Origin of the sequence: Segatella copri DSM 18205, assembly GCF_025151535.1 — a bacterium.
GTDB classification, from domain to species: Bacteria; Bacteroidota; Bacteroidia; order Bacteroidales; family Bacteroidaceae; genus Prevotella; species Prevotella copri.
In genome coordinates, this window is sequence record NZ_CP102288.1 from 1757663 (window position 1) to 1771613 (window position 13951).

Consider the following 13951-nt stretch of genomic DNA (forward strand, 5'->3'; position numbering starts at 1 on the left):
CTCACTACTATTCTTCATACAATCGATTTTCTACATATCTCTCTATATATAGAAAGCACTAAACCTTTAACTTAATAAACATTATCGAGAATTATGAAGCATACTAAGTTTTTTATCTTAGCACTCGTAGCTGCGATGACGTTCTCTGCCTGCGGTACTGATGATTCGCTGCAGTTCTATTTTCCTGATAAAGATGGTAATACCGGAGGTAGCACAGGAGGTGATAATACTCCTGGAATATCTACCAACAAGGCTAACCAAAATATGAACATGCCTACAGCCATTATGCCTGAAGTTGTAAAGAATGCTATCAATGGCCTGGAATTCCCTAAGATTAAAGGCGGTTCAAGCTATGTGGTTACTCACATGGCAGATAATGCTGTTAACTTCAGTTCTGAATGGGATGACAATATCCAATCACAGCGCTGGACTTGCTACTTCTATTGTGAAAGCAACATTAAGAATAACAACATAGGTCGTACTGACAATTTTATCAACGACCCAGACATGGCTAAGTATTACCCTGGTATTACAGAGTTTGCATCAACTCCATACCAAAATTCTGGTTATGACTGTGGACACCTGATAGCATCTAACGAGCGCCAAGTTTCTGTTGCATCAAACAAACAGACTTTCTATTTCACCAATATGCAGCCACAATATTCTACCTTTAATCAGAACAAAGGTATCTGGTATGCTATGGAACAGCAGAACTTAAAGAAAAATATCTCAGGAAGAGATACTCTTTTCGTAGTGAAGGGTGGCACTATCGAAAACGGAAACGTAATAGAATATGTTAAAAACAGAAGCCATATTAAACCATCGGAGTACGTAAAGCAACCTCATGATGGATATATCCCTGTGCCAAAGTATTTCTTTGTAGCATTCCTTGAAAAGAAATATAATAAAGAAACTGACAGCTTTAAATACAGCGCTTTCGGCTATTGGTTCCCTCACGAGAACAAGGCATTTGAAAATGGCGATAAGCTCGGCAACTATGTCGTAAACATCAAGACGCTGGAAGACAAAACCGGCATCTACTTCTTCTGTAATCTCCCTGATGAAATAGAGAAGAATGTTGAAAACCAAGATGCAGAAGTTCTCAAGAAACTTTGGGGCTTTAAATAAATCAGGCTATATACAAACAAAGAATCCGCTCTCTCAAATCAATGAGTGAGCGGATTTCTTTTGTTTATATCATCATCTTCCCGGCAACTTCTTGATTGCATGTGGCATGAATGCCCTGCCGGTAGCCTTACCGAAGCTAGGAGCTACGGAATCGGTTGCAGCAGAACGGGTCTTCTTACGGGCTCCACTCGGATCGTAGCGCACTAAATCGATTTGCATCACATCACCCTTAGCCTTACCTGTTCCTATCATATAACCATAGAACACATCACGGCCCTTTTCATCACCCAGATAGAAACCATACTGCTTAGCACCTGCATCCATCACATAGGTAGCACCCGTTTCATTATAACGGATATAAATATCACCATTCTTATCGATGTACCAGGTAAACTTCAGGGTCTGGGATTCATTGCTTCCATCATCGGCATAATCCACTTCTACACCATTACCACTGAGCGAATTAACCTTATCACCCGCCTGATAGAACGTCATCTCGGCATGGAAACTGTAGTTATTGCGAGACTGGCCGTCCTCAGCAAGTTCAGAGAGCATCACAGAGCCTCTCCAGTCGCCTGTAAGAGTCTGAGCCTCCGACAGCAGGTAATCATTCTGAGAGCCGTTAGAACCATTGTTCCAGTCGCCCTGGTTCCATCCCCAGCCACCATGATTATAGTCATCATACCAGTAATAATCATCATGCCAATAATAATCATCATCACATGAGGTAAATGAGAAAGATGCTGCAGCTATCGCCATCCACATCCATATCCGATTAAACTTTTTCATATCTTGTTTCCTTTCTTCAAACTAAATTCCTTATTGCCTTACTTCACTACAAAACGGCGAACAGGCTTCTGATTATCATCTGCTACCTTAACATACTCTACAGAATCCTTAGCTCCGCGAGAAACAATTTGGGTGTTCTCCAAGCCCGAATGCTGCTTGCTGTAGCCCCAACCGTCATCGTAACCCCAGTCATAATCATCGCGCCAGTTGTAAGAATCGCGATACAGCTCGAAATAAGCACGGTTGCCGTTATCAGCCTCTACATATCCAGAGAACTTGCGGTCGCCCAGAGCATAGTCGTAAATCACAACATCACTATTCTCATCAAGAAGAGTGATATAGATGTTTCTGTTGCGTACTGTCCAGGTAATACGGTTTGCTATATAATTGTTGCCATGCCAGTAATTTCTATCAAAGTAATCGATCCAATAGCCTGTACCGGAATAGATGCCATCATTCTGGTCGAATCGGATTACCGAATAGGTAGCATCGACATTGCCATATTGTACATACATATTACCCCTCCATGTACCATCAAGGGTGTATGCGATATCAGAATCCTCATCACATGAGGTGAGAGAAATACTCATCAAAGCTATGAAAGCCATTGTGAGAAGAGTAGTAAACTTTTTCATATCAATTTATCAGTTAAGTTATTTATATTCTTATATCTTCTAATTATTGAGCTCTCGAAGAACAGCATTCTTTCTTGAACTCGATGCAAAGGTAGTGGATTTTTCGTCTGCATCAAAGGGGAAAAGGATACAAACTGAGGGGGAAATCCCTATTCTTTCAAAAACATGAAGAAAATTCAGAAATAACCAGTAGCGAAACAACAAACGCTAAACAAAAGAAAAACAGGGAGATAACAACCAAATATTACCCCTATAACATGAAAAGTGGAATAATTTAATGCAATAACATAAAAAAATACACCTAAAACTACGATATCTCATTTATTTTCACTACCTTTGTTGCGATTAATAAACGTATACGAATAAAAATGATGAAAAGAAAATTATATATCACCCTATTAGGACTGCTCTCTACCATTATGACAGCAGCTGTACCCTACTGCGATGTGAGAAAATTCTCTATCACAGACGGACTCGCTGCCAATACCATCTCAGACCTCAAACAAGGTAAAGACAACCTCATGTGGTTCAGTACATGGAACGGACTGTCGTTCTATGACGGCTACAAGTTTCATACTTTCAGAGACAACCCCGATGATATTGACGTCCTGTCAACCAACCGTATACTGAAAATAGAACCATCCTATAACAACAACGTGTGGTGTATCACATACGACCACCAGCTCTACGTATACGATACCCACTTCTGCCAGTTCTTTGCTGTTGGACAGAAATTCAACGAACTGTTCAACATCGACCTGCGCGTAAGCCAGGTATACTCTATGAAAAACGGAGCTACATGGTTTACTTCAGAAGATGGAAAATACATCATCCGATCAACAGGAAAAACCTTTGATGAGCGGAACATAGAACTCATCAAAGTAGGAGAAAAGGGACTCAGAAGCGGAAATGTATGGTACATCCATCAAGATATACACGGAAGAGAATGGGTGCTTACCGACAAAGGCGCATACATATATCATTCGAAAATTCCAAGCAAACTGCCTTTCAAATGGCTCAGAGGGGTGGGAGAAGATGAGTTCCTGGCAACTGAAGACGGTAAACTGGCAAAATATGACCTGCAGAACCGACTCACCATGATACCAATGCCAGAAGGCGTAACCCGTATCAACCAACTGAAAAATACAGGTTACCAACTCCTGCTGGCAACCAACCTGGGTGTGGTCATCTACAACCCGCGCACCTTCAAGTTTGATATCATCAACGTACAGAGCCCGAGTCAGCCTTTGGCAGAGGTAAAGAAGATTTATACCGATGATTTCGGTATGGTATGGGCATTCACTGACGGCATGGGAGTAACCCTCGTCAATCCGAAGACCGGAGAGAAACAGTGGCTCTTTGCCGACCAGGACGACCCGATGGACCGTACAACCTGCGAAAGCAATTTCATCACACAAGATGAACACAAGACCCTCTGGGTTGTGCCTAGAGGAGGAACCTTCAGTTATTTTGACCGCAAGGCAGGCAAACTGGTGCCTTATCTGCTGAGAAGCAATTCATCGGGCAACTACCGCATACAGAAGATTACGAAATATGTACTCTCAGACCAGGGAATCCTCTGGCTGACAGGCTCTCACGACCTGACACAGGTAGTCTTCAAATATCACCCTTATATTATCAACAAGCTGGATGTGGGCGAAGACGAAGTGTTCTCGGTGAATGCATCGCCAGACGGACATATCTGGGCTGGTTATTACAATGGTATAATCCAGGTGCTCAACGCATCCTACCAAAGCATCGGATACCTGTCGCCAAGCGGACAGATTGTGCCACAGCAAGTAAACTTCGACGAGAAGGGCATCATGTCTATCCACTTCGATATCAAGGGAAGAGCATGGATAGGAACCAACGGAAATGGTGTCTATCTGATAGATAAAATGCAGGTAAGACACTTTGTTTATGATGCCAACAACCCGTCATCGCTGCCGTTCGACAAGATACAAGACATTGTAGCCGACCGCACCGGACGCATCTGGATAGGTACCTACGGAGGTGGGCTGGCACTTGTTAACGAGGCGGCAGACGGCAGTATCAGCTTCATCAGTAAACGAAACGGACTGCCTTGGGAGAAACAGCACTACGACCGCATACGCCGCATCTGCTGCACCACTACGGGAACCATTCTTGTAGGAACTACAGATGGTCTCATCACCTTCAGTGATGCCTTTACAAACGCAAGAAAGATCAATTACCACAAGACCTACTACATACCGAACGATACAACTAGTCTGGCTGCAAACGATATGAACAATATCATGGAGCACACCAGCGGCAAGATGTATATCTCGCAACAGGGCGGTGTGATGGAAGAGATTGTGAGCAAATCGCTCCTGCAAGACAACCTGAAGATGAAATACTTCCATGCCATCGATGTTAACGAAGGCATCGTACAGGGCATGGTAGAAGACAACCAGGGAAGAATCTGGGTAATCAGAGAATCGAGTATCGACTGCGTAAACCCGAAAACGGGCCAGTGCAACGTGTTCGGACCTAACGATTTCGACTTCAACATGTCGTTCTCGCAAAGCCGTCCTTACTACGATCCGGCAAGCAACAACATCTCGGTAGGTACCCCGATGGGACTGATTACCTTCAATCCGGCTACGCTGAAGAAGAGCAACTACCAGCCTAAAGTCATCTTCTGTTCCCTCCACTATAGCGGAGAGAAGGAGTCGGAACCTATCCTGCACAAGGAAAAAGTGGTGATTCCTGCCAACAAGCGAAATCTGACCATCACCTTCGCATCACTCGACTATCAGCGCAAGTATCAGACCAAATACCTCTATCGCATAGATGGTTATACAGCTCCAGGCGAGTGGATATCGAACGGAAGCAGCAATGTCATCGGCTTCAACCGTATCAGTCATGGCGATTACGTACTCAAGGTGAGAGCCACCAACTCTCAAGGTGTATGGAGCAAGTATGTGGCAGAACTGCCTATCGAAGTGCGCCCTACCTTCTGGGAAAGCATCTGGTGCAAATTTCTGATGCTGCTTCTGCTCTTCGGTATCGTAGGCGCAATCTTCTATACCTACAACCAGCGCCAGCGCGAGAACGTAACCCACGAGATGAGCGTGATGAAGAACGAGTTCTACAACGATGCAGCCAACCGTCTGAGAACCCCTCTAACGCTCATCGGAGCTCCGGTAAAAACCGTTTTGGATACCGAACCGGGTATCACCCGAAAGGGCAAGGAACTGCTGAGAATGGTAGTAGACAATGCCAACGAAATGCTGGTAATGCTGGACAAGGTTCAGAGATACGGCAACACGGCAGGCTTCCATACGAACAGTGGTCTGACCGAGGAAGATTACGACCTGGCAGAAAGAGAAAAAGCGAATGGCCAGATTGACGACCGCAATGCATCTGACTATCTGGAAGAAGTAAATAAACAGAAAGAAGAAAAGGATGCAGAGGCTGAACGCCTGGAAGAAATGGGCAAGGAACAGGAAACTGCACAGGAAGAAGCGGAACAAAAAGACCAGACGGTACTGGTAGTAGAAGACAATGCCGACCTGCGCAAGTTCCTCTACAGCATCCTCTCGCCTACCTACAACGTGCTGCTTGCAGAAAACGGAAAGACTGGCTTGGTGATGGCGCGCAAGGAAACGCCCGACTTTATCCTTACAGACGTTACCATGCCTGTGATGGATGGTTTGTCGATGATTCACGAGATTAAGCAGGATACCACCCTCAACAACATCCCAGTGATGATTCTCTCGGCCAAGGCAAGCGTAGAAGACCAGCAGCGAGGCTTTGATGAAGGTGTTGATGCCTATATCACCAAGCCATTCTCTACCCCTTATCTGCTCGGCCGAATAGAGGCTATCCTCACCCAGCGCCGCAACATTCAGATGGATGTCATCAGAAAGCTGAAGGAAACTGGCGATAAAGATGCCATAGCAGCCCTGCGAATACTGCCTGCAGCAGCTCCTCAGCCTGCTCTTAACCAGGCTGAAACTAGTGCCGAGAATGAAGCGGTTGACCCAAACAGCGAGTTGGCATTTATGGCGGCACAGATTCAAGACAGAACCATGTTGCGTGTCTTCAGGTTTGTTGTTGAAAATGCAGGCAACCCGGAGCTCAAGATTGATGACATCTCGAACGAAATCGGTATGAGCCGAAGCGTACTATATAATAAGGTGAAAGCAACGACCGGAATGACACCGGTAGACTTCGTTCGCCATATACGTATCAAGAAGGCATGCGAGATATTGCGCAATACAGACGATACACTGACCAGTATCGCCTTCGCAGTAGGTTTTACTGACCCTAAGTATTTCTCGAAGGTATTCAAGAAAGAAACGGGTATCGTGCCTACTGAATACCGAAACAGAACGCAGGGATAGCCCGCATCATTACAGATGAAAGCAGTCATCATTACTGATGGCTGCTTTTATCTGTATTGACAAAAAAGTAATACATATTATAGGACATATCTTCAGTTGTTGTCGGGCACAGTCTTCTTCGTTATCGCACACAGCAAAACGTTCAAACAAGGAAAAAAGCAGAATAGTCATAAAATTGAGACGTTTTGCTTTGTTTTTTGACCGGATATTGCAAAAAAGTACAAAAACAGGAGGGTATTTGATTATTTTTCCCTTTTTACTGAAAAAAAACTGAGAAAAAGTTTGGTGTTACAAGAAAATGTAGTATCTTTGCAACAAGTTCTTAGAAAAGTTAAATGATAGATTAATCGTAAACCTCTTTTTCTTTGTTTTTTTGAGGAAAAAGAGGTTAAGAAAAAGAAATGCAGGGTTTGTGAAAATCCTGCATTTTTTATTTTTATAACTTTCATGCAGGCCGTTATGTAGTCTTATAATCTACACACCTTTCTATTCACAAACCCAATTATCTACGGAATCTATATACTCTTAACTGCGATACTATCTACATTATATATATTACGCACAGAACTTTCGCATGTGGTTCAAGTACGGGCTGAAGGCCCAAAAGCTCCTAGCCCAGGGCAACGCCCTGGGTATGATGGCAATCAGCAAGACGCCCTGTAAGGGCAAAAGCTTTATGTTTTGTCTGGAGTTTTAAAGCTTTTGCCCTTACAGGGCGACAGGTTTGAGTCCGTAATTACCCAGGGTGATGCCCTGGGCTAGGGGCTTCTGCCCTTTCAGGGCGTATGGGACAAAACTTGCAAAAGTTCTGTTACGCTTATTCGTTCATCTATGATTTTGTTCGATTTTTAGAATTTTTAAAAAAACTCTTGAAGTATTCTAAGAGAAAAGTAGTATCTTTGCACTCTAGATCATATAAGTTGAGATCGGAAATATAGATAACACATACATAAAGATAAAAAAAATGAGAACTGTTTACGAATTTTCTGTTAAAGACAGAAAGGGAAAGGATGTTTCCCTCAAGGAGTATGCCAACGAAGTGCTGCTCATCGTTAACACCGCTACAAAGTGTGGTTTCACCCCTCAGTATGAGGAACTGGAGAAACTTTATGAGACCTATCATTCTCAAGGTTTCGAAATACTTGATTTTCCTTGCAACCAGTTTGGTCAGCAAGCCCCTGGTACAGATGAAAGCATTCATCAGTTTTGCAAGCTTACATACGGCACAGAGTTCCAGCGCTACAAGAAGATCAAGGTAAACGGAGACGATGCTGCCCCTCTCTTCAAATTTCTGAAAGAATGTAAGGGCTTTGCTGGTTGGGACGAGAGCCACCCTCTCTACCCTGTTCTCGACAAGATGTTGAGCGAGGCTGATCCTAACTACAAGGAGAGTGCCGATATCAAGTGGAACTTCACCAAGTTCCTCGTTAACAAGAAGGGTCAGGTTGTAGCCCGCTTCGAGCCTACCACAAGCTTCGATGTCATCGCTAAGGCTATCGAAGAGTGGTTGAACTTCTAATGAAAGATTGAAGTCTCGAACTGAGAATAGAATTTCTAAAAAAAAGAATAGAATTTCTAAATAAAAGAGAACAGAATCTCTAAATAAAAAGCCAGGTTGCTTTTCGCAGCCTGGCTTCTTTTATAATGTGATATTGTTATTTCAATATATCTCAAAGAATAATTGTCAACTGTTTGCCATAAAGTATAAACTGTTAACTGAAAATTAGTCAACCTTTGGCACATCCTTGAGGAACTGCTGGATTTCTTCATCACTCACAGAATAATCGTGCAAATCGCCATTGATAAAGCTATCGTAAGACGGCATATCGATAAGACCATGACCTGAGAGACAGAACAGGATAACCTTCTCCTTGCCCTCTTCCTTAGCCTTCAGAGCCTCACGTATAGTGGCTGCAATCGCATGACAGCTCTCTGGAGCAGGAATGATACCCTCGGTCTGAGCGAAGAGCATACCTGACTTGAATGACTCCAGCTGAGGGATATCTACACCATGCAGATAACCATCCTTCAGAAGTTGGGAGATAATCATACCAGCACCATGATAACGGAGACCACCTGCATGAATGTTGGCAGGCTTGAAATCATGACCCAGAGTAAACATTGGCAGCAATGGAGTGTAACCTGCCTCATCACCGAAATCATACTCGAACTTACCGCGAGTCAGCTTAGGACAGCTCTCCGGCTCTGCAGCAATAAACTCAGTATGGCGCTCGCCTGTGAAGTTGTGACGGAGGAATGGGAAGGCAATACCACCAAAGTTACTACCACCACCGAAACAAGCAATCACCTGATCAGGATACTCACCTGCCATCGCCATCTGCTTCTCTGCCTCTAGACCGATAATGGTCTGGTGAAGTGCCACATGATTGAGCACAGAACCCAGCGTATACTTACAGCCCGGTGTGGTTGTAGCCAGTTCAACAGCCTCACTGATGGCAGTACCGAGGGAACCAGGATGATGAGGATCACGTGTGATAATGTTCTTACCTGCGCGTGTACTCATGGAAGGAGAACCCTCTACTGTGGCTCCAAACGTACGCATGATACTGGAACGGTATGGTTTCTGCTGCATGGTAATCTTTACCTGATAAACTGCAGCCTCCAGGCCGTAGAGTTTTGCTGCATAAGAGAGGGCTGCACCCCACTGGCCTGCACCAGTCTCTGTAGTGACATTGGTATCACCCTCCTGCTTACAGTAGTAGCACTGAGGAATGGCTGAATTGATTTTATGAGAGCCTAACGGATTGATACTCTCATTCTTGAAATAGATATGCGCCGGAGTACCGAGTGCCTCCTCAAGGGCGTAAGCACGTACAAGAGGGGTTGAACGGTAGAAGGTGTACTTCTCCAGCACATCTTCCGGAATATCAATCCAAGCGTGCTCTGTATCAAGTTCCTGCTTTGAGCACTCCTTATTAAATACGTGTGACAAATCATCAGCATTCATTGGCTGGTGTGTCTGAGGGTTCAACGGTGGCAATGGCTTGTTAGGCATATCTGCCTGAATGTTGTACCACTGAGTAGGAAGTTCCTGCTCGCTTAAGATGTACTTTTTCTGTCTCATGTTTATATATATATTTAAAATTGTTGTATGCCTGAACAAAGGTACAAATAAAAAATGAAATAAAGAACTTTTTTATGTGTTTTTCCACTATTTTTTATTTTTATCCAATAAAATAGTTCATTCTACAGGTATTATTTGTTATATAAATGTGTTTTCAGTTTCATTTTCATAAATTTAATCAAATATTACCCCATAAAATACAAAATATTACCCCTATATTATAATGAAAAATAGTATCTTTGCAACAGAAAAATTCTAAATGCGTTGTGAAACGCTTATCATCATCTTTTACTTATACAAAAAAATAAAACATTGGAGTTCAATAGGGATATTGAGATTCCAATGTTTTTTTTATACACTAAACTGAAACATATTATCATGTAAAGTTGACATATTATCATGTAAAGTTGACATATCATCATGTAACGTTGTCTGATTTATAACCTTTCAGTATAAATCAATAGTCTATTTTATTGTCTACTTCCACAATTGATAGAGGATTTTACCCATAGACTGTAGACACAGATTATTTCTTTTCATTACCTAAATCTATCTGCGATATCTGATTCAACAGATTTACAGCCTGACCTACAGTCTTCACATCATTGATGCGAAGCATTCGCTTGTTGAATTTTTCCTTCAGAACACAATCTTGAATATGACTGGTAACGTAAGCGAGTATGCGGTTAAACATCTGACTTCTGTAGAACGGACTGTTTACATTGCTCACAAACTGCATCTGCATATAGCCCTGCTTGAGAATAATTTTCTCGCAACCTAGCTTCTTGCCTACCCTACGCAGACCTACCACATGCATCAGTTCGTCTGCTTCATGAGGCACAGGACCAAAGCGGTCTATCATACGCTTGCGGTAATCCTCTACTTCCTCATCGCTCTCCAGACGGTCCAGTTCACGATAAAGGAGCATGCGCTCACTGTCACCCGGCACATAAGTCTGTGGAAAATACATCTCCAGATCGCTCTCTATGCCACAATCGTCAACGAAATCATCACCCGTAAGCTGGGCACCTTCATCCATCTTCTCCTGATAAAGATCACAGAACTCCTCGTTCTTCAACTCTGTGACAGCCTGAGAGAGAATTTTCTGGTAGGTTTCATAACCCAAATCTTCCATAAAACCGCTCTGCTCAGAGCCCAGCAGATTACCCGCACCGCGGATATCCAGGTCCTGCATGGCGAGATTGAAGCCGCTACCCAGTTCGCTGAACGTCTCCAGAGCCTCCAGACGGCGACGCGCCTCAGGAGTAAGTGCACTCTTAGGTGGCGCCATCAGATAGCAGAAAGCCTTCTTGTTGCTTCTTCCTACGCGTCCACGCATCTGATGCAGGTCACTCAATCCGAAGTGATGAGCATCGCTCACGATAATCGTATTGGCATTGGAAATGTCGATACCGTTCTCTACAATAGTGGTAGAAAGCAGTACATCATAATCGTAATTGATAAAGCCCATGATGATTTTCTCCAAATCCTCAGGCTTCATCTGTCCGTGACCGATTGCTACCCTACAGTCTGGAATATGCTTCTCGATGAGCATCTTAAGTTCCGGAAGCTTGGATATTCTGTCGCATACGAAATAAACCTGTCCGTTTCGGCTCATCTCGAAATTGATGGCATCGCAGATAACTTCACTACTAAACGTTACCAGTTCGGTATGAATCGGATAACGGTTAGGTGGCGGAGTGCGCATGATACTCATATCCCGGGCGCCCATCAGAGAGAACTGGAGGGTTCGCGGAATCGGAGTGGCACTCATCGTGAGTGTATCGACATTTACCTTGAGCTGACGGAGTTTCTCTTTGGTAGACACACCGAACTTCTGCTCTTCATCGATGACGAGCAGTCCCAGGTCATGCCATTTCACGGTCTTTGATATCAGCTTATGCGTACCTATGAGGATATCAATCTTACCCTCTTTCAGGGCGTCAAGCACCTCTCTGGTTTCCTTCGTTGTACGGGCTCTACTGAGATAGTCTACCCTTACAGGCATGCCTTCCAGACGCTTTTTGAAAGTCTGATAGTGCTGGAAAGCCAGAACGGTAGTAGGCACCAGCACCGCAACCTGCTTGCTGTCGCACGCTGCCTTGAAGGCTGCACGGATGGCAACCTCAGTCTTGCCGAAGCCCACATCGCCACAAACCAGACGGTCCATCGGTCTGCCGCTCTCCATATCCTTCTTCACCTCCTGAGTAGCCTTATTCTGGTCTGGCGTATCTTCATACAGGAAGGAAGCCTCCAGCGTATGCTGCAGATAATTGTCGGCACTGAAGGCGAATCCCTTCTCCCGTCGGCGCTGGGCATAGAGTTTGATCAGGTCGCGCGCAATGTCCTTGATTCGCTTCTTAGCTTTGTCCTTGAGTTTATCCCAGGCACCTGTACCCAGTGTAGACAGGCGAGGCGGAGTACCGGTATCGCTACGGCGATATTTGCTGATTTTATAAAGCGAGTGGATAGAAACATCCACCTTGTCATTGTTCGTATAGACGATGCGGATCATTTCCTGATAGCTGTTGCCCGCAGGAATCCTAACAAGACCGCCGAACTTGCCGATACCGAAGTCTACATGCACGATAAAATCTCCCACTTCCATCTCCTGCAGTTCCTTCATGGTGAGTGCCATCTTGCCGGCTCTCGCTTTATCTGAGCGCAGGTTATATTTATGAAAACGGTCAAAAATCTGATGATCGGTAAAGAAACAGCACTTCTTGTCATGGTCAGTAAAGCCTTCATGAAGCGTCTTGTCTACCGGTGTAAAACGGATGGCGTAGCGCTTCAGCTCTTCGCTTTCAAAGATATCCTTCAGGCGCTGTTGCTGCTTCTGGCTATCTGCCAATATATATAAGGTGTAACCCTGGAGCAGGAAATCCTCCAGAGTTTGACAAAGCAAATTGAAATTCTTATGGAAAAGAGGCTGTGGAGCGATATTGAAAGGTATCACAGCCGAACTCTCTGACGGAGCGACCTTGCCGAACTCGATACGGAGATGAGCCGCTACTGCCTTCTTGAAATCGAGCGGAGAAACGAGATTGAGCTCGGTCTTCATGTCATGTCTGATGCGCTCAGCCTCTACCTCAGTAGCCCCCTCCAGCTGCTCGGTAAGGCTCTGCGATGAGAAGCCTTCGGTATAGATCTGACCAATGCGGTCGCAAACGAAAGAAAGGTCTTTCGCAATGACTGGCGTACTTTCGGAGAGAAAATTGAGGAAACACTGCTTGTTGCTCTCGATATGGGCGAGTTCGGGCACGATTTCTATCTCTGTGCGCTTCGCCTGCGAGAGCTGGGTCTCAACATCAAAGGTACGGATAGTGTCAATCTCATCGCCGAAGAAGTCGATACGGAACGGATATTCGCAGCTGTAGGAATAGACATCGAGGATACTTCCACGCACGGCAAACTGGCCCGGTTCATAAACATAATCGGTTTCTTTGAGTTCGAAATCGCGCAGGGTATGAACCACATCGGTCTGAGCAATCTGCTGGCCTACAGTCAGTTTCAGAATCCGTTCATCCAGATTCTGCTTAGCCACAACGAGTTCTGCCAGTGCATCGGGATAAGTGACTACCAGGAAATGTCCTCCCGAAGAGAGGCGCGCCAGCACCTCTGTACGTAGGATTTCGTTCGCTGCATCACGCTGCCCGTATTTCACGGCACGCCGATAGCTGGAAGGAAAGAAGAAGACCTTCTCCTGCCCCATCATCTGAGTGAGATCGTGATAAAAATAGCCTGCTTCATCGGCATCATCCAGTACGAAGAGTACCGAACGCCTCATCTTCCCCTGCAGAGAAGCAAAGAACATCGGAGCCGAAGAGCACAGCAAACCCTGGAGAAAAATGGAATGAACCGACTTCTTCCCCATCAAATCAAAGAGGGCATCCGCCTGTGGCGAACGCCCGTATGTTTTTTCTATCTTTTGGATTTCCATCCAA

Annotated in this window: 7 protein-coding genes; 3 read left to right on the forward strand and 4 right to left on the reverse strand. The window is 44.6% G+C overall.

Annotated elements, in window-relative coordinates:
• Window positions 1-93 precede the first annotated feature (93 nt).
• Complete coding sequence (locus NQ544_RS07490) at window positions 94-1128, forward strand: DNA/RNA non-specific endonuclease (protein ID WP_006847264.1); 1035 nt, start codon at window positions 94-96, stop codon at window positions 1126-1128.
• A gap of 72 nt (window positions 1129-1200) precedes the next feature.
• Here the strand turns inward: NQ544_RS07490 and NQ544_RS07495 are convergent, their stop codons facing one another.
• Entirely contained in the window at window positions 1201-1917 is a 717-nt protein-coding gene (locus NQ544_RS07495) for a hypothetical protein (protein ID WP_006847263.1), read from the reverse strand.
• A gap of 38 nt (window positions 1918-1955) precedes the next feature.
• Window positions 1956-2552, reverse strand: coding sequence for a lipocalin family protein (locus tag NQ544_RS07500; RefSeq protein ID WP_006847262.1), 597 nt, complete (start codon window positions 2550-2552; stop codon window positions 1956-1958).
• 371 nt (window positions 2553-2923) lie between these two features.
• On the opposite strand from NQ544_RS07500, the gene NQ544_RS07505 reads away from it, so the two are divergent.
• Both NQ544_RS07505 and NQ544_RS07510 read left to right on the forward strand, forming a co-directional pair.
• Window positions 2924-6922 (forward strand): hybrid sensor histidine kinase/response regulator transcription factor, encoded by a 3999-nt coding sequence (locus NQ544_RS07505; RefSeq protein ID WP_167529922.1) that lies wholly within the window; start codon window positions 2924-2926, stop codon window positions 6920-6922.
• Window positions 6923-7886: 964 nt separating this feature from the next.
• On the forward strand, window positions 7887-8441 hold the full coding sequence (locus NQ544_RS07510; protein ID WP_006847257.1) for a glutathione peroxidase: 555 nt from the start codon (window positions 7887-7889) through the stop codon (window positions 8439-8441).
• A 204-nt stretch (window positions 8442-8645) separates the two neighbouring features.
• Here NQ544_RS07510 and NQ544_RS07515 read toward each other — a convergent pair whose 3' ends face one another.
• Together NQ544_RS07515 and mfd are read right to left on the reverse strand one after the other, a co-directional pair.
• Window positions 8646-10007, reverse strand: coding sequence for a TrpB-like pyridoxal phosphate-dependent enzyme (locus NQ544_RS07515; protein ID WP_006847255.1), 1362 nt, complete (start codon window positions 10005-10007; stop codon window positions 8646-8648).
• A gap of 526 nt (window positions 10008-10533) precedes the next feature.
• Complete coding sequence (mfd, locus tag NQ544_RS07520) at window positions 10534-13947, reverse strand: transcription-repair coupling factor (RefSeq protein ID WP_006847254.1); 3414 nt, start codon at window positions 13945-13947, stop codon at window positions 10534-10536.
• Window positions 13948-13951: the final 4 nt, after the last annotated feature.